This window comes from Coriobacteriia bacterium (genome assembly GCA_013336165.1).
Lineage (GTDB): Bacteria > Actinomycetota > Coriobacteriia > Anaerosomatales > JAAXUF01 > JAAXUF01.
On sequence record JAAXUF010000001.1, the window covers coordinates 276,388 to 298,453 of the forward strand.

The 22,066-nt window shown below is 60.5% G+C and carries 20 protein-coding genes and 1 tRNA gene; 3 read left to right on the forward strand and 18 right to left on the reverse strand.

The window, feature by feature from the left end:
* Positions 1–99: 99 nt before the first annotated feature.
* From HGA39_01380 to HGA39_01400, 5 genes are all read right to left on the reverse strand, one after another.
* On the reverse strand, positions 100–2,634 hold the full coding sequence (locus HGA39_01380) for a leucine--tRNA ligase (protein ID NTW28005.1): 2,535 nt from the start codon (positions 2,632–2,634) through the stop codon (positions 100–102).
* Positions 2,635–2,759: 125 nt separating this feature from the next.
* The gene (locus HGA39_01385) at positions 2,760–3,473 is read right to left on the reverse strand and encodes a hypothetical protein (GenBank protein ID NTW28006.1); all 714 of its coding nucleotides are present in this window, start codon (positions 3,471–3,473) and stop codon (positions 2,760–2,762) included.
* A gap of 1 nt (position 3,474) precedes the next feature.
* Positions 3,475–3,984 (reverse strand): thioredoxin family protein, encoded by a 510-nt coding sequence (locus HGA39_01390; GenBank protein ID NTW28007.1) that lies wholly within the window; start codon positions 3,982–3,984, stop codon positions 3,475–3,477.
* A 55-nt stretch (positions 3,985–4,039) separates the two neighbouring features.
* Positions 4,040–5,149 carry an acyltransferase family protein gene (locus HGA39_01395; GenBank protein ID NTW28008.1) on the reverse strand — a complete coding sequence of 370 codons (1,110 nt, stop codon included), beginning with the start codon at positions 5,147–5,149 and terminating at the stop codon, positions 4,040–4,042.
* Between the two features lie 141 nt (positions 5,150–5,290).
* A complete protein-coding gene (locus HGA39_01400) occupies positions 5,291–6,205 on the reverse strand; it encodes a serine hydrolase (protein NTW28009.1) in 915 nt (304 codons plus the stop codon).
* 318 nt (positions 6,206–6,523) lie between these two features.
* On the opposite strand from HGA39_01400, the gene HGA39_01405 reads away from it, so the two are divergent.
* Positions 6,524–7,876, forward strand: a complete 1,353-nt coding sequence (locus tag HGA39_01405; GenBank protein NTW28010.1) for a helix-turn-helix transcriptional regulator — start codon at positions 6,524–6,526, stop codon at positions 7,874–7,876.
* A 125-nt stretch (positions 7,877–8,001) separates the two neighbouring features.
* Here the strand turns inward: HGA39_01405 and HGA39_01410 are convergent, their stop codons facing one another.
* Complete coding sequence (locus tag HGA39_01410) at positions 8,002–10,170, reverse strand: FAD-binding protein (protein NTW28011.1); 2,169 nt, start codon at positions 10,168–10,170, stop codon at positions 8,002–8,004.
* Between the two features lie 872 nt (positions 10,171–11,042).
* On the opposite strand from HGA39_01410, the gene HGA39_01415 reads away from it, so the two are divergent.
* Complete coding sequence (locus HGA39_01415; GenBank protein NTW28012.1) at positions 11,043–11,726, forward strand: NYN domain-containing protein; 684 nt, start codon at positions 11,043–11,045, stop codon at positions 11,724–11,726.
* Positions 11,727–11,737: 11 nt separating this feature from the next.
* Here HGA39_01415 and HGA39_01420 read toward each other — a convergent pair whose 3' ends face one another.
* From HGA39_01420 to HGA39_01430, 3 genes are all read right to left on the reverse strand, one after another.
* Positions 11,738–12,565, reverse strand: coding sequence for a hypothetical protein (locus HGA39_01420; protein ID NTW28013.1), 828 nt, complete (start codon positions 12,563–12,565; stop codon positions 11,738–11,740).
* A gap of 88 nt (positions 12,566–12,653) precedes the next feature.
* Entirely contained in the window at positions 12,654–13,142 is a 489-nt protein-coding gene (locus tag HGA39_01425; protein ID NTW28014.1) for a hypothetical protein, read from the reverse strand.
* Positions 13,143–13,743: 601 nt separating this feature from the next.
* Positions 13,744–13,911 (reverse strand): hypothetical protein, encoded by a 168-nt coding sequence (locus HGA39_01430; protein NTW28015.1) that lies wholly within the window; start codon positions 13,909–13,911, stop codon positions 13,744–13,746.
* 27 nt (positions 13,912–13,938) lie between these two features.
* On the opposite strand from HGA39_01430, the gene HGA39_01435 reads away from it, so the two are divergent.
* Positions 13,939–14,184 (forward strand): tyrosine-type recombinase/integrase, encoded by a 246-nt coding sequence (locus HGA39_01435; GenBank protein ID NTW28016.1) that lies wholly within the window; start codon positions 13,939–13,941, stop codon positions 14,182–14,184.
* Positions 14,185–14,319: 135 nt separating this feature from the next.
* Here the strand turns inward: HGA39_01435 and HGA39_01440 are convergent.
* From HGA39_01440 to obgE, 9 genes are all read right to left on the reverse strand, one after another.
* Positions 14,320–14,395: transfer RNA gene (locus tag HGA39_01440), tRNA-Ala, on the reverse strand.
* A 56-nt stretch (positions 14,396–14,451) separates the two neighbouring features.
* Entirely contained in the window at positions 14,452–15,453 is a 1,002-nt protein-coding gene (locus HGA39_01445) for a DMT family transporter (GenBank protein NTW28017.1), read from the reverse strand.
* A gap of 2 nt (positions 15,454–15,455) precedes the next feature.
* The gene (gene rsfS, locus HGA39_01450; protein NTW28018.1) at positions 15,456–15,866 is read right to left on the reverse strand and encodes a ribosome silencing factor; all 411 of its coding nucleotides are present in this window, start codon (positions 15,864–15,866) and stop codon (positions 15,456–15,458) included.
* 16 nt (positions 15,867–15,882) lie between these two features.
* Positions 15,883–16,911 carry a LytR C-terminal domain-containing protein gene (locus HGA39_01455; protein ID NTW28019.1) on the reverse strand — a complete coding sequence of 343 codons (1,029 nt, stop codon included), beginning with the start codon at positions 16,909–16,911 and terminating at the stop codon, positions 15,883–15,885.
* A gap of 88 nt (positions 16,912–16,999) precedes the next feature.
* Positions 17,000–17,587, reverse strand: coding sequence for an HD domain-containing protein (locus HGA39_01460; protein NTW28020.1), 588 nt, complete (start codon positions 17,585–17,587; stop codon positions 17,000–17,002).
* Position 17,588: 1 nt separating this feature from the next.
* A complete protein-coding gene (locus HGA39_01465) occupies positions 17,589–18,206 on the reverse strand; it encodes a nicotinate-nucleotide adenylyltransferase (protein NTW28021.1) in 618 nt (205 codons plus the stop codon).
* Positions 18,206–19,456 carry a glutamate-5-semialdehyde dehydrogenase gene (locus HGA39_01470; GenBank protein ID NTW28022.1) on the reverse strand — a complete coding sequence of 417 codons (1,251 nt, stop codon included), beginning with the start codon at positions 19,454–19,456 and terminating at the stop codon, positions 18,206–18,208. The genes HGA39_01465 and HGA39_01470 overlap by 1 nt, the downstream gene beginning before the upstream one ends.
* 41 nt (positions 19,457–19,497) lie before the next feature.
* On the reverse strand, positions 19,498–20,601 hold the full coding sequence (gene proB / locus HGA39_01475) for a glutamate 5-kinase (GenBank protein ID NTW28023.1): 1,104 nt from the start codon (positions 20,599–20,601) through the stop codon (positions 19,498–19,500).
* Positions 20,598–21,950 carry a GTPase ObgE gene (obgE, locus tag HGA39_01480; protein NTW28024.1) on the reverse strand — a complete coding sequence of 451 codons (1,353 nt, stop codon included), beginning with the start codon at positions 21,948–21,950 and terminating at the stop codon, positions 20,598–20,600. The genes proB and obgE overlap by 4 nt, the downstream gene beginning before the upstream one ends.
* Positions 21,951–22,066: the final 116 nt, after the last annotated feature.

The following is a 22,066-nucleotide window of genomic DNA, read 5'->3' on the forward strand; positions in this document are numbered from 1 at the left end:
GAGGGGGCGTCGCCTTGTCGGTTATCGGTCAATCGGCAACTCATGCGAGCGCCGAGCCCAAGTCTCCTTCAAGTGACTTTCTGAAGTGTATCCGTCGTCTTACCCGGCGACGACAATGCTCACAATCCGCCCGGCAACGACCATGACCTTCTTCACGTCTTTGCCTTCAATCCACGAGCCGACCGCCACCAACGCCGCGGCGATCACGTCCTCCTCGGCGGTATCGACAGCGACGGTGACTTTGCCGCGAACCTTACCGTTGACCTGGACGGCCAGCTCGACCTCGTCCGCGACCACGGCCGACGGGTCCCATGTCGGCCACGCCTGCGTGTGCACGGATCCCTCATGGCCGAGAACGACGCGCCACAGTTCCTCGGCCATGTGCGGCACGAACGGCGCCAGCAACAGCGTCAGCGTATCGGCGAGTTCGCCGAGCAGCACCAGGTCGCGCTCCCCCACCGCCATGTCGCGGCGGTAGTCGTGTCCCGCGTTGGAAAGCTCCATAATCGCCGAGATGGCCGTGTTGAACTGGAACCGGCCTATGTCCTCGGTCACCTTGCCGATCACCCGGTGCAACTCGCGATGCAGCGTCTTGCCGGCGGGATCGCCGGCCGCGACCACGCCGCAGCCGCTTCTCGCCTCCTCGGCAGACTCCGTCACGATCCTCCAGACGCGCGTGAGGAAGCGAAACATGCCGTCGAGACCCTCGTAACTCCACTCAAGGTCCTTGTCCGGCGGTGCCATGAACAAGATGTAGGCGCGCAATGTGTCGCAACCATACTTCGCAATCATGTCCTCCGGCGCGACAACGTTGCCTTTCGACTTGCTCATCGTGGCGCCGTCGAGCTTGACCATGCCCTGCGTCAGCAGGTTCGTGAACGGCTCGGAGTACGTAAGCATCCCCATGTCGCGCAGTACCTTGGTGAAGAAACGCGAGTACAGCAGGTGCAGGATCGCGTGCTCGATGCCGCCGATGTACTGGTCGACCGGCATCCAGTAGTTCGCGTTATCGGCCGAGAACGGCAGCTCGTCGTTCTTCGCGTCGGTGTAGCGCAGGTAGTACCACGACGAGCACGTGAACGTGTCCATCGTGTCGGTCTCTCGCCGAGCAGGACCGCCGCACACAGGGCACGTCGTCTCGTAGAACTCCGGGAGGTCGGCAAGCGTCTGGCCCTTGGTGACGTCGATCTCCATCGGCAGCACGATCGGCAGGTCTTCCACCGGCACAGGCACCAGACCGCACGCCGGGCAGTGGATTGCCGGGATCGGGTTGCCCCAGTAGCGCTGACGGCTGATGAGCCAGTCGCGCAGGCGGAAATTGACGCTCTCGCGTCCCAGTCCGCGCTCGGCAAGCCATGCGCTGACCGCGTGCATGCCCTCGCTCGCTTTGCCGCCTGCAAGGCCCGAGAACGCCCCTGAGTTGATCATGATGCCGGGGCCTGCGTAGGCCTCTGCCCAGTCGACCTCCTGCGGAATCGCGCCGATGGTCGCCTCGGAGAGCGCCCCGGCCTGCTCGGCGGGTACGACGACCGGCACGATGGGCAGTCCGTACTGGCGCGCGAACTCGAAGTCCCGACCGTCACCCGACGGGACCGCCATGACGGCGCCGGTGCCGTAGTCCATCAGAACGTAGTCGGCGACCCAGATCGGCACCTTGCGGCCGTTGACCGGGTTTTCGACGTAGCGTCCGGTGAAGGCGCCGCGCTTGACGCGCTCGCCCATCGAGCGCTCGACGGCGGTCTCGCGCGCCGCGGCGGCGACGATGTCGAGCACCTCGGCCTCGTACTCGGTGCCGACAACGAACTGCTTGACTAGCGGATGCTCGGGCGCAAGCAGGAAGAATGTGCACCCGAACAGCGTATCGGGGCGCGTCGTGAACACGGTGATGCGGTCATCGGTGACGTCGCCGGCCTTGTCGCAGAGCGCAAACTCGACCTCGGCGCCTTCGCTGCGGCCGATCCAGTTCGCCTGCATCGTCTTGACACGCTCCGGCCAGCCCGGCAGGTCGTCGAGATCGTCAAGCAGCGCTTGCGCGTAGTCGGTGATCTTGAAGAACCACTGCTCCAGCTCGCGCTTCTCGACAACGCTCTTGCAGCGCCAGCACACGCCGTCGCCCACGACCTGCTCGTTGGCGAGCACGGTGTTGCAGCACGGGCACCAGTTGACGGCCGAGGACTTGCGCTCGACTAAGCCGCGCTCCCAGAACTTCAGGAAGATCCACTGGCCCCAGCGGTAGTAGTCGACGTCGCACGTCTTGACGGTGCGGTCCCAATCGTACGAGAAGCCCATGCGCTTGAACGAGGACGCCTGCTTCTCGATGTTGGCGTACGTCCACGTCGCCGGATGCGAATTGCTCTTGATTGCGGCGTTCTCGGCAGGCAGGCCGAAGGCGTCCCACCCGATCGGGTGCAGCACCTCAAAGCCCGCCATCGATGCTTGACGCGCGATCACGTCGCCGATCGTGTAGTTGCGCACGTGCCCCATGTGGATGTCGCCCGACGGGTACGGGAACATCTCGAGCACGTACTTCTTCGGCTTGGCGGCATCCTCCCGCGCATGGTACAGGCCATCGCGCACCCACTCGGCCTGCCAGTGCTCTTCGATGCGGTGCGGATCGTAGACGAACTCGCTCAAGAGAGGGCCTCCATCAGGCGTACGCGGGCGTAGCAGTGCTAATAGGCGATTCTAGCCGAGGAACGCCCCCGCCGAAACCCGCACGCGCCATGCGGGCACAAAGCACCCACCCGAAAACCCGATTCCTACGCGATCCAGACCAGGTACACCGCTGCCACCAGCAGCGCGGCGCCGCCAATCTTCGTGAGCACCCCGGTCGTCCTCGACAGCGATCGCATCATCCCGAGCGACCCGGATGCCACACCGAGTACAAGAAGCGGCACCCCATAGCCGAGTCCGTACGCGAACAGCAGCACCGCGCCTTTGAGCGCCGAGCCCTGCACCATCGCTATCGTTGCGATCGCACCGAGGATTGGCGTTGCGCACGGCGACGCCACCAGCCCGAACACCATCCCAAACAGCAGCGCGCCGAGCACACCACGTCGTCCGGGCCGCTTCATCGGCATGAACCGGTTCAGCGCGTCGAAGTTCAGGTTGATGACGCCCAGCATAGACAAGCCGAGCACTGCGCTCACGATTGCCGCGAGGTAGTAGCCCAGCGGCCCGATCCGAAGCGCGTATCCAAAGAGTCCCGCCGCGGCCCCGATGACCGCGAACACCAGGCTCATCCCCACCACGAACGTGGCCGACAGCGCCAGCCCGCGCCACCAACCTTTGTGTGCCGAGTTCTCCGTCTCCGTGCGCCCCACGCTGCCGGTCACGTAGCCGAGAACAGCCGGCACGAGCGGCAACACGCACGGGCTGAAACCACCCAAGACGCCACCCGCAAACGCGATCCCGAGCGCCAGAATGCCTCCCCCGTTACCTAACGCGAGCTGATCCGCAATCGACGCGAACATCCTACTTGCCGCTCAGAAGGAGGTTGAGTTGAAGCCTCAGCTCACTCTCGGTCATCGGACCGACGACAGATTTCAAGACCTCACCGCCCGGCTTGAGAAACAGCTCGGTCGGGACGTAGCCAAACTTGTACTGCGTGGCCAAGTCGTACGCACCCTGCTCCTCTTCCAGCGCATTCACGAAGATGACCTTGCCGGCGAAATCCGGCATAACCTTCTCCACGACTGGCGAGAACTGCTTACACGATGGACACGTCAGCGTGTGGAAGTAGACGAACACCGGTCTGCCATCGGCGAGCGCCGCCTTGTACTCCGCCGCGGTGTCACCCTGAATCGAAGTGATACCTGCGGAGGAAGACGCCGGCTCCACAGCCTTGTTCTCGGCCGAACGCGCTGAGGTGATGTTCTTGCCGATAACAACGGCTACCAAGGCCAGTAGGACAAGAGTGCACGCCAACACGATCTTGGTCGTACGCCCAAGTCTTCCGGGCACATGATCATCCGAATTCGCCATCTTAAAGACTCCTTGCATCAGCTGCGCCGTCTAACAGGCCTATACCCCTCGGATGCTACTCCGCACGTTGTCGATGCGGTTTCCGTATCCTCTGACCCAGAAGCAATTGGCCGATAAGCGGAGTCCGCTCAAGGAGCACCGTGATCGCTACCGAGATGCCCAGCGCGACTACAACCAGCACGAATACATTCGTCAATCCATTGCTTGAAAGCCACCACAACACAGGGCCTTCTATCGCGTATATCCCAAGGCTCCTTCGGCCAATCCAAGCTTGAACGTCAATCGCCTTGCCTGTTCGACCAAGATAAAGAGCATAGATCGCAGTGACTGCCACAACACCGCATGCATATGGGAGCAAGGGAGCCAGGGCGGAGAACCACACGCCCAACACGCGACCTCCACTTGTGCCGAGTTCGCGTGCGGCCGCCGCTAGCTTATTGATGGGCTGAAGACTCGGTACGTGTACGGGACTCAGGAGGTAGAACAGCGGCACAAACGCCGCCAGACTCACGGCGACGATCCGCCACCGATGCTTCACAAACTTCGCCCTGAGAGGCCCAAACACATAGCCGAGCACAACAAACGGGTACACCCAGAAGACTTTGTCCAAGTAGAGAACGTTCGGAATCGCGAAGAACACCCCGGAGAAGCCGATGATTGCGCCAACGACCGAGAGGGGCAGAGTCCATCGCGTACCGGGAGCGCTTTCAAGGCACAAGACGATCGCGGTGCAGATGAACAGGGCGTAGAGATACCAGAGATTGTCCCGACCCAGGACAGCGTCTCCTAAGGATTGGCCGAATCCTCTTGAAGGATGTGGAACAAATCGGACCGCGTAGAGAAGAACAAACCACGCCATGTAGGGAACCAACAGACCGCGAACTCGACTCAGAATCGAAGTGGTCAGGGAATAATCCCGCGGCGGCCACATGACCAACCCGCTGACGAACGCGAAAAGGGGCAAATGGAAGCTGTAGATGAGGCTCAAAGGCGGACTTGAAGCGGTGGCCAACGATATCCAGATGGGGCCCATGTTGACGACGCCTTGCTCGCCAGGGTCCACAGAACCCGCATCGATGATGGCGTGGCCCACCACAACCAGTACGATTGCCAGGCCCTTCAGTGCATCAATGGACTGGTCGCGTGACAGATTGACTCCAGACATAGACGTGGAATACGCATGCCAAATGGCATGGATCGCTGTTGACAATGTCAGAAGTGTACCCCGAACGCATGCATGCGTTCCCGCAGGAACGCATGAGAACCCCCTTGACAATCCCTCGCGAAGTCACAATTCGCAGAAGACTCAGTTCTCTTGACCGAGCAGGATCTCGGCGATTCCACTGATCGTCTCGATTCCATAGGCCATGCTCGAGTCACCGTCCGTCATCACCGCGAGCGAAATCGGCTGGTCACCTGGACGTTCCAAGCGGGCCACCTGATGCACGAGTTGACCCAAGCCTGTCTCCCTCCATCCTCCCTTGAAGAAGACGGTCCACCCCGCAGGCCTGGCTATGGTGGGAATTCCCCAGCTCTGATCCTCCTCAATCTGCGACAGCAGCTCGCGCGCAAACGCACGATGATTCTCGGGAAGGAGAGAATCAATTCCAAGGAAGAATCGCGCTTGATCGGCTGCGGTGAGCTGAGCGGAACCCCACGAGCCCCATACGTCGAAATTATTCATGCCGACAGCTTCTGCGACGGATCGAAGCCCATCATCACCAACAGCGGCATAGATCGTGGTCGCAGCATCGTTGTCGGAGTACTCAATCATCGCACTCAACGTCTGGCGCTCCGCATCGCCAATCTCCGGATTGGAGCGCAAATAGGCCACGAGGAGCATCGCTTTCACGACGCTCGCAGAAACGAAGGGCTCGTCTACGTTGTAGCCGCGAATCTGCCCGTCGCTCGTGGCCACCGCGAATGCAACGTTCCCACCCCGTTCGCTCGCCCATGCGATCGCCGCTTCCACCGCGGCGGTGGAAGGAAACGATGGGGTCGCAGGAGTAGCATCGGCAGTACTTGTTTCCGGCTCCGAGCCCGACATATAGACTGGAGTCACGAATGCGGTCACGCCACTCGACATGCGCACCGCCGTGTTGGGTTGTGCTGATCCCGATGAAGACTCTTCAACACCTGCCGGCGTGCAGGCCCCGAACAACAACGCAACGGCAAGAGCACAGGCCAGCTTTGCCACGCGAAGCGGCACGAACTTGCTCATTTGCCTACTCCAATTCGAATTCACCTGCATCGCTTACTTGAGCTACTGCCACAAACCAAGCCTATGTCGAACCGAAGGATCATGCATCCGCCTGATGGCGCAAATCGGTATACGCCCTGCATCGTATCTGCCGGGCTTGGCACCCCATCGATCCGCGCCTTGCATGCGCAGCATCACCTTGACGTTTTGTGTATGATTCGGAAGAACCGGTCACTGCCGATCGGTCGTAGGTGATGCGGGGGTGCAGCGCCGGTGAATGCGTCGAGCCAGCTAGGCAACGCAGCCAAGGAAGCTCGCTTCGAGAAGCTACCTCGACTGATGCCGACCTTTTTTGGCATATCCTTCTTGGTTGCGTTTGAGACCCTGCTTGCGATCGACGCCTACCCCTCGGCCGGCTCCAGTTTCGCAATGGTCGGAAATGTCACTCGTTATGTCGTTTGTGTTCTCACTTTCGGAGTGGTCGCGCTGGCGTCCCGCTCGCTGTTCCCACTTTCCAATCGACCGCATCTTCTCGGTCTGTCCGTGGCCGCATGCTTATCGGGCGGACTGGTTCTCATCGCGTCCCGATTCCTCGTCTTGCCGAAGGCATACCTCATTGCCGGATCGATTCTTGTGGGGTTTGGAATACCCCTGCTGAAGCTTTTCTGGCTCGAGCTGTTCGCCCGGCTTGACATCATTCGCGTCGTTCTTCACTACTCGATGGCGCAGGTTCTCGCGTCGCTGTCCATAGCCATCCTGTCGCTCCTCGATCCAAGGTGGTTCGTGATCGCTCTGTATCTTTCCTTTCCTCTCCTCTCCCTCCTCTGCTATCGGAGCTCTCTGAAGCACTACGCGAAGGGCGATTACGTTCAAGGCGAGAAGCTGGATAGTACGAGGTGGTCCTTCCCGGTGAAACCCGTCCTCTTGGTAGGTCTGTTTACCTTCACCAACACCCTTGTGCGCTCGTATCTTCCGATCGATGCACGAGGGTATGCCGCCCTTGGCGTTTCGCTCGCTTTGATCCCGATATTCCTCTATGCGTACTTCCGTTCAGAGACTTTCGACGCTCGCATGTTGTATCGAATATCGTTTCCTTTGATGATCACCGGCCCGCTTTGCCTGATTGTCGGGGGAAGTGTTCTCGGCGTAATCGGTGCCCTGAGCACCAACGCCGCCTTCTCCTGTTTCGCGCTCTTTGTCGTCGTGGTCTTGTGCAACATATCCTTCAGACACGGGGCGAATCCGCTGTGGCTCTTCGGCTTCGCATGGGGATCTCTTGATGCCGGCAAGCTGCTCGCCAAGATCACTGAGATGTCGCTTGTGCCTGTTGCGGCGCATCAGACAGTCTTCTTCTGCCTGATCATTCTTGCGTTGACGATCATGTTCACAATGCTCATGACAGGCAGCGATTGTGACGGCACGTGGGGAATCCTGGTGCGTCGCGGCGGCGCGTCCTCAGTCACCGCACTCGACGACATCGTCAACAGCTGCACTCGCCTCGCACGCGTGAAGGGCCTTACTCGAAGAGAAGAAGAGATCCTCTTCCTCATCACGCAAGACTGCAGTTCCTCGGTAATTGCAGCACGGTTGTCCCTTGCCGAGTCGACCGTCAAGACCCACCTCAAGCATATCTATGCAAAACTCGGGGTCCACAGCAAATACGAGTTGAACGGCCTGATCGCCAAGAGGTAGTCGCGATTTGGACACGCGGAGGTTTCCGCTCGATGTCTCAACGAGAATGACGGCCCGGCAGGAGACCTGCCGGGCCGTCATTGACACGCCGACTGCGCTCAGCGCAATCGCCCTTGATTGGCTGGCTAGCCTTTCAGGTACTTAATCGCGCTGGTGGTCGCTACATAACCTGAGACCGTGTTGTGCCACGAAGTCAGGCCGCCGATGTCCGGATAGGACCTCCCGAACCAACCGCACGAAACATCGCCTGCGGCATAGAGCCCAGGGAGCGGGGATCCGTTATCCTTGCACACTTCGTAGTCCGCTGTCATGAGGAGCCCGCCGAAGCTTCCAAGGCAGCGTGGGCGCAACTCCACGGCGTAGAACGGACCCGTCTCGATCGTGTACTTCAAATAGGCTGGATCCCTGTAGTAGTCCGGATCGACCTTCGCGTTGATGATCGCGTTATACTTTGCGACCTCTTCTTTGGCCACCTTAGAATTCCAGCCGGTCTTTGCCGCGAGCGCCTCGATGGTGTCGGCCTTGTAGACAAATCCGGTCTTCTCGCCGTCGGAGAGCTGCTTTGCAAGATTCGTAAGCGGTGTTCCAACAGCTATGCCGCGCCACGGCTTGACCAAGGTCCCGCTCTTGATCATCGCGTCGACGGTTGCTTGGTCAAGAACATTGAATCCCTTTTGTGCGAACAACATGACGTTGCCGCCTGGAGTCGCACCAAAGGCCTTCGTCTCGTCGCACCAGCGTCTTCCTTCGCGGTTGAGCCAGAGCAGAGGAATGTTTCCGAGGCTGGCCACATCGTCCGTCGCTTCGACCGTTGAAATGCCGGCCAACTTCGCCGTGAGCGGAAGTGTATGGTTGTGGCCGTGTACGCCAAACATAGCTTTGGTTGCACCCGCGTTCCACGCGGCCCACAGCCCGGCGCCATCATCGGAAGATATCGCGCAGTTCTCCATGGTGGGGGGGTAGTCGGGGAACATGTCGATCATCATCTGCTGGTTCGCGCACGCGCCGCCGGAGCACAGAACGACCGCTTTCGTCTTGATCGTCAAGTGGCTGCCGTCCTTGCGCGTCGCAACAACCCCGGATATCTTCCCGGCATCGTCTACAAGCAGCTTGTCGACACGATGGTTCCGCAGGGTCTGAGAGCCGAGACTGGCGGCTTTCGCATGAAGACCCTGGAAACGCTCGCCTTTGATCGGAGGCGTGATGCCAGTGGCGCTGGCAACCTTGAGCGTCATACCGGCATCAGCAAGCATGTCGACCATCGGGCCGGTAGCCCGACAGGCATTCTGGATCATCTTCTCGTTCGCCTGATACACAACCGAAGTGAAGTACGAGATCGTCTGTTCCTTGATCTTCTGTTCGACAGCCGCATCCGTGATGTTGAGCGCTGTCTTCTGCATTTTTGATCCGAACCAGCTCATCGAAGCGAACCCAGAGATCTCGCCCATTCCTCCTACTACGGGCGCCGACTCTACGCAGATCGCCTTGAGTCCAGAGGTCGCAGCGCGCGTCAGCGCAACGGAGCCGGAAGTCCCGCCGCCCACGATGACGATATCGGCAGTTGTCTCTTCGTCTTTGGCAACCGTGGGATTCGAAAGAAGCGGGCGCTTCAGACCGGCGGGATCTCCCCCAGCCTGTTTGACGCAATCGGCAACCCCACTCATGATCGCCCGGGACGAATAAGTCGCCGTGGTCACTGAGTCGACGCCCAGAGACTGATCGGCAATGATCTGCGCGCTCATCTGATTGAACGCGCCGTTGACGAGGCTCGGGGTCTCCGTGTGCGTGCCGAGTTCGATCTTGTCGATCTTGTTAGCCGAGAAGGTTACTTTGACGGTAACAGGACCCATGTGCCCCTTGTAGGTCGCGCTGTACGTCCCGGCCTTGTAGTTCTGCGCGGCAGGAGTAACCTTCACGGACACGCCGGCCTTGCTCATGCAATAGGCAGTCGCCTTGAGAATCGCTACCGAGGTCAGCGTTGCGCCTGAAACCGCGTCGACCGCAAGACTGTTCTTCTCGACGATTGTCTTCGGCAGACCTTCGAGCGCGAGACCTCCGATGCTCGGCGTCTCCAAAGGACCCGTGACTTTGAGGGACTTGATCGCTCCACTCTTGATGACCGCCGTTGCGGTGATGTCGCCATGGCACCCTTTTGCTGATGCCGTGTAGGTATCCTTCGAATCGTCCGTGGAAGTAGAACTGCATCCCGTCAACGCGCCTACCGAGCCGATTGTCGCCACCCCGACTGCACCGAGAGCAGCGCCCTTTAGAAATGTTCTTCTGCTGACTTCCATTCTTCCTCCTTCTCCTACGTCCGTAGGGACATTCCGTCGTCCCGAGATTGATGCTACGGCGAATGTCGATGCGATAGGTGGTAATCCCAGGGGTATTGCGGAGGCTGATTAGGGGTGTTTTTGTACCCCTCCGCCTCACGCGCATCATCGCGACACATGGTTCTTCGACTGAAGAACTGGGCGTCTGACGGCAAAGACCAATCCATCACATGAAACGCGCGTCAGACTAGATGCAAGTCTGCGCCGCGTTTCCTAAGGAAAGCGACTGTCCACGTGGATCCACGGTCGAGAGTACGTAGAAAGCCGACCCCTCTTCGAGATCGGCTTCAGATTAGTGCATGTGGGACTATCAGGTTCTGATGCAAACCGAGTGAACGGTTTGAGTAAGGTCGTGATGGTGGAGCCTAGGGGGATCGAACTCGTCAGTAGTGCTTTCAGACACTCTCGTGTGGTACCGCACGGAACGACGTTCGCGCAGTTCAGAGGCCGTTTTCCGCCCAATTCACATTCTGTCAGTCTCACATGGTTTCGAGGCATTTCAGAGCGTTATTCGAGTGCATGGCGACGGAATGGCGACGGAAAGCGGCGGCCGCGTACTAGCTTCTGGCGTGGCCACGCAATGACCCACGTACGCGCGGAAGGCCGACCGGCGTCAAAGACAGGAGCGCCCCGTGAGTGCTAGGTTGACAACTCCCCGGGCGAACGCCCGCCTGCGCCGTGAGCGTTGGAAGCGACGCAGTTCGCCGAAACCTAGGCGTGGTATCGTTGACAAAGGCGGGGATCACGGGTATACCTTGGTTAACTTCCTCTGAGATGCGTCTCAGGGCGTAGGAACCGCCTTCGGGCGGTTTCTGCATTCTAGGGGGAAGTTCATGGATGAGCCGGTGCGAGTTCGCGCAAGGGTCTACTTCGACGGGTTCAACTTCTACTACGGAGCGTTCGTGGACAAGAACGGTGGTCCGAGTCCTCGTGCAGCCTACAAATGGCTGGATCTCCGTCGATTCTGCGAGAACGTACTGCCGCGCACGTATGACATCGGTGTCATAAGGTACTTCACCACCCCCTCGTTCGACGCTCCAGCCGGGAATGCTCGTACGCGGCAGTTCACGTACCTCAGTGCCCTCGAAGAGTACAGCGACATCACCGTACACAGCGACAGCCACTTCGAACGTCGCACGAAAAAACGAAGGCTTGCCAATCCCGAGAACCATACGTGCGGGCGCGAAAAGGTCACGGTGTCGTACTTGGAGGAGAAGGGCGCCGATGTGAACCTCGCGACCCATCTACTTCTCGACTGCTTCAATGAGGAGTTCGAGGTCGCTGTGATCGTCTCCGACGACTCGGATTTGCAGGGCACAGTCAATGCAGTGATCAGGAACTTCCATAAGGACGTTGTCGTGATCAACGTACGAAAGCGCACCAACAGCTATGACGGCGCCCTTGAAGTCTTCAAGGCAAGCAAGCCTGAATACTACACGAACAATCAGCTGCCGCTGGAAATCGCACTCTCCGGGGGCAAGACGCTACGCTGCCCCGTTGCTTGGGGCGGCCCTTGACCTGAATGCTCCTAGAGGTCCGAGCAATCCCACCCCTGCGGCAACGCATCGATCAGAGGCGCCGGGTCGTACTTCAGACCAATGTCGCTCAAGGCGCCGAGCGTCGCGTGAGCGAACACGAGTGCCTGCAATGCCATTGAGGCGCTCTTGAATGCCGCATCATGACGATCCCGTACACACAGCCGCGAATCGTGCTTGACCAGGTAGTCGCTCGCCAGCCCCGGACTGCCGTGAGTATGCTCGCACAAATACTGATACCCCCGAAATAGGTCGAGAGTATCGGGGTATTTCGCGTTTGCGATTTCGGCCGCTTGGCGGATTGTCTTGCGCGTCCAGCGATCCTTCAGCAGGTATCTGCCTGCCTTAGTCTTGCTCACCTTCTTGATGTCTTGCTGCGTCTTCTCTGCCGCAATCCTGCGCGCTTCCGCCCAATCGGCTTCGATCAGTCTCTCAAGGTCCTCGAAGTCGCATGGGATATCGGTCCCCTGAGGATCGTCTGTGACCATCTTGTACGCGTAATAGCGGCGCCGACTCCCATGCTGACGCCACTGCTCACAGAGAGCAACTGGATCTGTGGCGATGTATCTAACGTCTGCAACGTCCTGCAGCATGCTCCTCAGGAGTGACTGCGACTCTACCCCAAACGAGCTACGACATAGCAGTGCTACAGCCGAAAGAAGGCGAGAGGTGCGAACACCGTAGAACGCACACACCACCGCAGCTGAGGGGCCGTACGTCCCGAGCACCTCAATGCCTGCACCCAGCCCGGCGGTCAGCGCCCCCGCGCGTTCGGAGGCAGTAATCAGAACCAGCCGCCGCGTCTCCTCTTGTGTTGTCACTCAAACTCCTCTTCGAGACTAATCCAGGACGGACGATCATTCGAAGAGCACGACAAAGACTCCCGAGACACCGGTCCAAGAATCATCCTCACCTGAAGAGCCCCGTGCTTCGCTCCACGCGAACCGACACGCCCACATCGGCAAAATGCCTGCAGAGTCCGAACATCGTTTCGAGAAGACGCCCTGCGGCCTCGTCGGAGACTCTGCCCAACATGGAATCACGGTCAATCCGCACGGTCGTCTCCTCAGCGGCGCCGACACCGCACACGACGATGCTCAACTCCGTGACCGCAAGGCGATCCGACGCATTCGTGAAGTCGTAACGGCCATGATGCGGCATGTTGAGTTCAGCCCTGACGATGCGATCATTCGGCACGAACTCCACCGCATGTGTCCTGACTGCGCCGCCCCTGCTCTCCGATAGTAGCCATAGCCCCTCTTCAGTATCCGACAGCATCTTCAAGGGCTCGTTGTGCGCGCCTGATAGAGCGGTCCACGTCTTCGAATCAAGCCCTGCGAATTGGAGAAGCTGATCCGCATCGTCCCAGCCTGTGACCGCGCCCTGTGTTATCGACATGTCTCCCTCATCCCTACTGTCTGCCAACCGCTCGTGCCCACACGATCGAAACCTACCTCAGAGCAATCATAGCGCGGACGACTGACATTCACGCATCCTTCCGCTCGACGGGCGGCGCAACGTCGGTCAGCCATTAGTTGCGCAACGACGTCCTCTGGCGCTTAAGCCTTCCGTCGGCCCTCCGTGCATCGTTGTACGCACGGCTCTTGCACAGAGCAGAGCAGTATCTGATCTGGAGGTTCCCCGTGACCTTCCCGCCGCAATAGGCGCACGCACGTTCGACGGACTGACGAACGGCTGTTAGTGCACGTTCGCGTCGCAGCTGCTCGCGCGTTTGCCACGTTCGCGCACACTCCGGTGAGCAAACCCTCGGAACGCCTCCACGAACGTCATGCGTGAACGTTCTTCCACAGACTCGACAAGTGAGTTCTCTGATCATTTCTTGGCTCCTAAAGACGCTCTATCTCGTACAGAGACGGAGAGATTCGGGCATTCGAGGCTCTGTGGGCACTGGAGCTGAAACGTTGTAACCCGTACAGAACCCTGCACGCACCACCTTCCAGGGCGGCAAGAGGGTATGGCACGGGAGGGATGGCCAGGGTCATAAGGCACTCTCCCGGAGCACGCCGACGAGGCATTCGATCGCCTGCTTGAGTTCCTCGCACTCTTTGGTGTTGGCCTTCGCCCGCTTCTCCCAGAGTCGGCTGTAGTATGTGACGCGTTCGAGTTCAGCCTTGAGCGACTCGATCGTTTCGATCTGGTCGGTCATGCGATACGCCCAACAACGGTCTCTCGCATGTTCCGAACGATGGTGGACAAGAACGGTTTGGAAGGCATCCGCTTCCATGATTGTCGGCATGCTCACGCGACGATTCTTCTGCGCAATGGGGTACCGCCTCATGTCGTTCAGAACCGCCTAGGGCACTCTGACGTGGCGATCACGTTGCGCGTGTATTCGCACGTTCTGCCGCAACAAGAGCGCGATGCTGTGGACACCTTCGCCGCAGGCATTGAGCGCGCCGTGGCTGCTCAGAGAGGGTGACTGAAATCATGATATCGGCGTACATGGCGACGGAATGGCGACGGAAGACAGTATCTGAGCCTCACGCTCAAGAGCGCGCTTCCCTCTTTACGCAGGTAAACCCGCCATTTTCACAGCGGGCCTACAGAAATATCATGGTGGAGCCTAGGGGGATCGAACCCCTGACCTTCTGGCTGCCAGCCAGACGCTCTCCCAGCTGAGCTAAGGCCCCACATCCGGGTGCGCCCTCAAGGCGCAGGGGCTAGTATACCAGCAGCTCAATACGGGTCAACCCCTCGCATCAAGCTCCTCAGAATCCTGCCCAACCTCCAGCGTGAACGCTGGTTCCTGACCCATAATCGGCGCCGGAATCCCCTCCACTGCCGGCTCGAAACCCATCTTCTCGGCTGAGGGTGCCATCGCAGCCATCGCCTCGGCTACGATCATCCCTGCGAACATCGTCGCGGCGCCGAGGATCTCCCGGATCGGCCACACTCCCGCAACGGCCCAGCCAAAGACGCCGCCAAAGGCCGGCTCAGTAACCAGGATCAGCGCAACCCGTGAAGGCGCCAGCTTGCTCTGCGCCCACGTCTGCACCACAAAGGCGAACGCCGACGCAAGCACGCCGCACACAAGGATCGCCATGATCACCGAGAGTTGCGTGGGCAGAGGCGGACGCTCCCTCACGACGGAGATCACACCACACACCAAGGCCACGGTCACGAGCTGCACAAGCGTCAGCACGCCAATATCGTGCGTCTCATCGGTCATTCCCAGCACAATCATGTGCACGGAATACGCCAACGCACAGATCGCAACAAACGTGTCGCCCAGAACCCACCCGCCGCCTGCGCCGATTCCCGACAGGATCCACAACCCCGAGAGCGCGATGACGCCGCCAAGCATCGTCGACTTTCGCGGGCGCTTACGAAGGACTACCGCCTGCAGAAGAGGCGTGAACACGACGTAGAGTCCGGTGATGAACGCAGCGCGCGCGGGCGTCGTCCGAGTGGCACCGTCCAGGCCGAGAGTCTGGAAGATGTAGCCCGCCGAAAGCAGCAAACCAGCGACAAGCCCCCTTCTGACGCTCACAGCGGACATCCGTCGAAGGACGGCCGGGAAGAACACCACAAAGGCCAGTGCGGCCACTGCAAAGCGCCAGAAGAGAAACCCATACATCGGATACAGTGCGATGGCGTCTGCGACAACCACAAACGTGCAGCCCCATATCGCAGCTACAACTATAAGTGCCGTCTGAACGCCGTACTTCTCAAAGTACTCGCGCGCCACCGTCAGGACTCATCCGATGGTTCCGTCTTGGCGTCCTTTGGGGCATCCGCCCCATCCGTGGCGCCGGGCACGCTCAGTCTCGGCGCGTCGCTCCACAGCTTCTCAAGGCGGTAGAAGTCCCGCTCCTCAGGCTGGAAGACATGCACGACAATGTCGACGTAATCGAGCAGCACCCACTTGCCCTCGCTGACTCCCTCACGCCCGATCGGCTTGATGTTGCCACGCACGCGCATCTGCTCTTCGATTTCATCCGCAATGGCCTGCACCTGTATGTTCGTGCGACCAGTGGCAATGACAAAGTAGTCCGTCACGACCAGCAGCTCGGCGACATTGATGGCAACGATGTCCTCGGCCTTCTTGTCACTCGCCGCCTCGGCTGCGATTACTGCCAATTCCTGTGAATTCACAAATATCCCTTTCTAGCGTAGGTCACCCTTTGGGTGGCTTGTAGTCCTTGCCGATGATAACGATGACTTCGGCAACATCCTGATCGGCAGGCTGGTTGACAACCGTGCCGACTCCAAGTGTCTTCGCGATCGAATCGCCCTGCGACAGTGCTCCGCGCTGAACGATCACTTGCGTCTTGGCATAGTTGAAGTTATCTGCGTTCTTGGTGTCCACGACGTGCAATCCGGTGCCGATCAGCTGCTGGGCGGCCAGACCTGCGATGCCTGGCACACCCGAACCGTTATACAGGATAACCCGTGTCGCCGTTGCCGCCTGGCTGGCTTCGACACCCCACCACGATTTCAACAGATCCGCAACCTGCGCGCGCTGCGGTTCGAGATAGGTCTGGTTTCCGAGCTTGATGGAAGTGACCGGAAGCGGCACGATCGCCGTATTCTTCTGCGGGAGTGTGGAGAAGTCGCGCGCAAGCGATTTGAGGTCATCGGCCGAGAGATTCGTGGCCAAAGGCGAGGTAGTCAAACCCGCAACGGATTGCCCCTGCACCGCCGACGTGTACGCATCGGCAGACACTGCGATGAACAATTGGAACGGCACCATCAGATAGTTGGAAATCGCGGACATCGCCATCTTGGCGGTGGTCGTCTCGGTCGAATAGCTGTCTCCAACACGCGCGATGCCTTGACCCGGCACTTCAATGAAAGTCCCGTCGGGAATAGCGATCCCGACGACCCTGTCATTGGCACGGTCCACATTCAGCGCCAGAAACCCTGTAGCGCGACCATCCTTGACGCCGATCACGAGCACATTGGTGTTTGTCGCCTTCGCCACTGCGGGAGCCGCACCGGATTCAGTGCTTGCGCCATGCCGCAGGGCATTCCACCGAGACGCCCCGTTGATCGCGGTGCCCAGGAGTAGAAGGACGCACACCGTGCCGAGAAGTGCCGTCAATGCGACGGTGCCATAGAACCCGGCAATCCGAAGTCCTTCCACGACACCCGTCACCTGCCGAGACTCCCGCGCATGCTGGGCCTTCTGCGTGTGCCGAGACATACCCCGCACCTGTTTCGCAGGCTTGATGGAAGGGCGATCCTCTTTCTCTGTCCTCCCGACCCGCCGTGTGGACCTGCTGTGGGCCCCCCTACTCATGCTTCTCTTTCACCACAAGGGAGTTCCATACCGCCACGGTATCCGGATGCAGGCGGCGGCGTGAACGCACCAGATGCATCACGGAGAGCTGGTATCCGCGAGCAAAGAGCTCCGCAAGCGTGACGACGCCGACGGCCTCCCGTAGCTCGTTCACGCCCGGAAAGTCGCGCGCGGGCGCAATCATGTCGGCCAGATAGACGATCTTGTCGAGGTCGCTCATCGTTGGCGCGCCCACCGTGTGACACCGGATCGCGTCAAGCACTTCGGCGGGCAGGTCGGGGTAGGTGCGCTGCAGCGCCACGGCACCGGTCTTCGAGTGCAGCAGGTATGGAACCACCCTGTCGGCATCGGTAACCTCAATGCCGGCTTCCGTGGCCGAGACAATCAGCTGCCGTCCGCTCTTCTCCCTGTCCCAGTCATGAAGCAGGCCGGCAATCTTCGCGTACTCGGGATTCACGCCGTAGACTATCGCGAGCGCGGCGGCGGTATCGCCCACCCGAATTGCGTGGCCGACAGCTTTCTTGCTCAAGCGGGCCTTGACAACCGCGAGCGCCTGATGAATGTCGAGATCTCGGATCACGCTAACCTACATCCTTGTACAAGCCGTTTTTCGCGATATAGGCGACCACAGGCTCCGGCGTCAGGTAGCGTATGGGGCGCCTCTCGGCAATTCGGCGACGAATATCCGTCGAGGAAATGGAGAGCGAGGGGACTTCGATGTACTCGATCCTGAACCGCGTTGCAGCTTCCTCATGCGCTCGGCGCGCCGCCGCAAGGTCATAGCCCGGCCTCGTCGCCGCAATGAACGTCGCGAGGTCCGCGATCTTGTCGGCATCCTTCCAGCCGACTATCTCCCACACCGCGTCCGCACCGGTGATGAAGTAGAGCTCCGCCGCCGGCCCATACTCGTCACGGATCTCAGTCAGCGTGTCGACGGTGTAGGTGAGTCCGAGACGATCGACTTCCATGCGGCTGACGTCAAAATCCGGGTTGGCCGCCGTCGCGATGACCGTCATCAGATAGCGGTCCTCGGCGGGTGAGACGGGTTCGTGCGTCTTGAGGGCCGGCTGCCCCGTCGGCATGAAGATCACCTTGTCCAGGTTGAATTGGACGAGGGCCTCCTCGGCCGTCACAAGGTGCCCGAAGTGAACTGGGTCAAACGTCCCACCCATTATGCCGAGACGCACGTTCGTCCTCATCAGCGAATCTGCCCGTCGCCCATCAGCAGGTGCTTGGTCGACGTCAGCGCCGCCAGACCCATCGGGCCACGCGCGTGCAGCTTCTGCGTTGAGATGCCGATCTCGGCACCCAAGCCAAACTCGGCACCGTCGGTGAAGCGAGTCGATGCGTTCACGTAGACCGCTGCAGCGTCCACCTCGGTCAGGAACCGGCGGGCAGCTGCGTAGTCGGCCGTCACGATCGCCTCCGAATGCTTGGTGCCATAACGATTGATGTGTGCGATGGCCTCGTCGAGCCCGGAAACCACTTTCACGGACATCTTGAGCTCGTGATACTCGGTGCCCCAGTCCTCTTCGGTCGCCGCCTCGATCGCTGCCGAGACCCCGAGAGCGCGAATCCTCTCATCGGCATAGAGAGTCACTCCATGCGCGAGCAGATCATCAAGAATCGCAGGCGCGACCGCCACGTAGATCTCCTCGTCGAACAGGAGCGATTCGGCTGCGTTGCAGACCGACGGCCGCTGGCACTTCGCGTTGATGACGATACGCTGCGCCATGGCCGCGTCGGCTGCCGAGTGCACATAGACGTGGCAGTTGCCTGTCCCTGTCTCGATGACCGGAACCTTCGAGTTCTCCACGCAGCTCTTGATGAGCCCTGCGCCACCGCGAGGTATCAGCACGTCGATGAGGCCGTGCAGGCTCATGAGTTCGTCGGCTGCTGCGTGATCGGTCGAGGAGACGAGTGCGACACAGCCTTCCGGCAACCCAGCGAGTTCGGCCGCCTCGGCGAGCACGTCGACGAGCTTCATGTTGCTCCGTATCGCGAGCGAACCTCCGCGCAGGATCACGGCGTTGCCGGTCTTGACGCACAGGCCTGCCGCATCGGCGGTAACGTTTGGCCGAGCCTCATAGATGATGGCCACGACACCTAAAGGCACGCGCACCTGTCGCAGCTCGATGCCGTTAGGCAGCGTATGCCCGCTCACAACCTCACCAAGCGGATCCGCCAACAGCGCGACCGCCAGTAATGCGTCGGCCATTTCCTTCATGCGTGCAGGCGTCAGTTCAAGCCTGTCGAGCAGCCCCGCCTCCACGCCTCTGTCTCGAGCTGCAGCCATGTCGGCTGCATTCGCTGCCAGGATCTCGTCTTCGCGGGCCAGTAGTGCCTCGGCCATCAGCCGCAACGCACGATTACGCTCATCGCTAGACGTCAGGGCAAGCCGGGCCGATGCGAGCCGGGCCTTCTCGGCAAGAGCGCGAACCCCATACATGACGAGTTCTCCTTCCGTGGCGCCAGACGCCACCTGCGCCGTCACAAGACCACCAAACGGTCACGATGGACAACTTCCACACTCACAGCGTGAGAGAGCACCTGGGCGACCTGAGACGTCTTCAGTCCCTTCACCCGCCCAAGGTCCTCGGAGGACATCTCGCTCAAGCCGCGCGCGATGACGCTCCCGGAACTGTCTTTCAATACTATCGCATCACCGCGCGAGAAGGACCCTTCCACGGCCACCACGCCCGCAGGCAGAAGCGATGTGTGCCGACACAGGAGTGCCTCGCGTGCGCCGTCGTCGACCACGACCGTTCCCGCCGGTCTGTGCCCCAAGGCGATCCACAGCTTGCGAGCGCCCAATGTTGCTTCTCCGCCGGTGAACTCGGTACCTACGTGACGTCCGTGAGCCGCGTCGACGATCACGTTCTCGCGATGGCCGTCGCAAATCACCATAGGGATTCCGGCCTTCATCAGCAGGTTGGCTGCCTCGATCTTGGTCGCCATGCCGCCGCTGCCTATGGCCGAGCCGGCGCCGCCCGCCGCCGCGATCAGATCCTCCGTGAGTTCCTCGACGTGCTCAAGCAGGTGAGCCTCATCGGAAAACCGCGGATCGGCATCGTAGAGCCCCGCTATGTCGGAGAGCAGCAGCACGAGGTCCGCGCCAACCATCGTGGCAACCAATGCTGCAAGCGTGTCGTTGTCGCCGATACGGATCTCGTCGACTGCAACCGTGTCATTCTCATTGACCACCGGAATGGCACCAAGCTCCATCAGACGCTCGAACGTGTCGCGAGCGTGCAGAAACGATTCCCGATGCCCCGTGTCGTGACGGGTCAGGAGCACCTGACCCACCGCAAGGCCATGCTCGGCAAACAACGACGCGTAGGTCTCGATGAGGGCCACTTGGCCGACCGATGCCGCAGCCTGAAGAGACGGCATGTCGCAAGGTCGGGACGCGAGATGCAGCCGATCGACCCCGGCGGCGATGGCGCCCGACGTCACGAGCACCACTCGCACGCCTTCAGCGGCCAGTTCGCATATCTGGCTGACAAGCCCTGCTATCGCATCACGGTCAAGCCCGCCGCCCGCGCTTGTTAGCGTTGACGAGCCCACTTTGACCACGACTCTGCGCGCGCTCATTCCACGCTCTCCTCGTCTTTTGCCAGATCGTCTTCGATGAAGGGGACTTCCGGATCGCTCTGCAGGGCACTTTCGAAGTAGAAGCTTCTGCCCACAATCCGGATTTCGTCGCCGTCACGCGCACCCGCATCTGACAGCGCCTTTTCGACGCCGGCCTTGACCAGCCGCTTCTGCAGGAAGGCAATGGCCTCCTCGTTGTTCCACTCTGTCGTGATGACCATACGCTCGACGCCCTTACCCAGCACCTCGAACACGCCATCAGTGAGCTTCCGGACGGCGAATTCGCCCTTTGTCTTGCGATCGTGCGTCCACACCTGTTCGAAAGCAGATTCCTGTACTGCTGCCGCGCTGCGCAATTCGAACACTCGCTCGGCCACGAACCGCATGAGCGAGTCGATGCCGGCTCCGGTGATTGCGGAGACTTCGAAGTAGGTAACGCCATCGGCTATCGCCCGCGCCTCAAGCACCTCAGAGACCTCTGCGGCACCGGGGGCGTCCGCCTTGTTCCCGACGACGACGCGAGGCCTCGACGCAAGCTCCGCGGCATGCAGCTCAAGTTCGCGGTTGATGATCTCGTAGTCCGAGATCACGTCGCGGTCTTCCCATCCGCCGGTAAGGTCAACAACGTGAATGATCAGCGCAGTACGCTCGATATGGCGCAGGAATTCATGCCCGAGCCCCTTGCCCTCGCTGGCGCCCTCAATGAGCCCGGGAACGTCGGCCACCACGAACGAACGGCCGCCGGCCTTGACCACTCCCAGATTCGGCACCAGCGTAGTAAACGGATAGTCGGCGATCTTAGGCCTAGCCGCACTCATGCGCGCGATGAGCGAACTCTTGCCTACGCTGGGCATGCCTACGAGCGCGGCATCCGCCAGCAGCTTCATTTCAAGGTCGATCCAGCACTCCTCGGCAGGCTCGCCGAGTTCGGCGAACGCGGGTGCCCGGCGCGTGGGAGTCACAAAGTGGATGTTGCCGCGTCCGCCGATACCGCCCCGAGCCACGATAAGCCGCTGGCCCTGCCGAGTCAGGTCTCCAACAACCGCTCCGGTCTCGGCGTCTCGCGCTATGGTGCCGAGCGGCACCTTGAGCACGAGATCCGTGCCGCCCGCCCCATGTCTGATCTGGCCTTTGCCATGAACGCCCTTGTCGGCCTTGAAGTGCCGCTTGTAGCGATAATCGATCAATGAAGAGATCGCTGCGTCGGCTTCAAGCACGACATCGCCGCCCCTGCCGCCGTCACCGCCGTCCGGCCCGCCCTTGGGAACGTGGGCCTCGCGTCGAAACGACATGCACCCGGCACCGCCGTCACCGGCTTTGACATGTATCTTGACCTCGTCTATGAACACTTTTGACCCGCTTCTTGAAGTTGGATCGAGATCCACTGCCATTCTATATGAAGAAGCCCCCCGCTCTTTGGTCAGAACGGGGGGCTCGCAGTATCAAACGAAAGACATGCCGATAC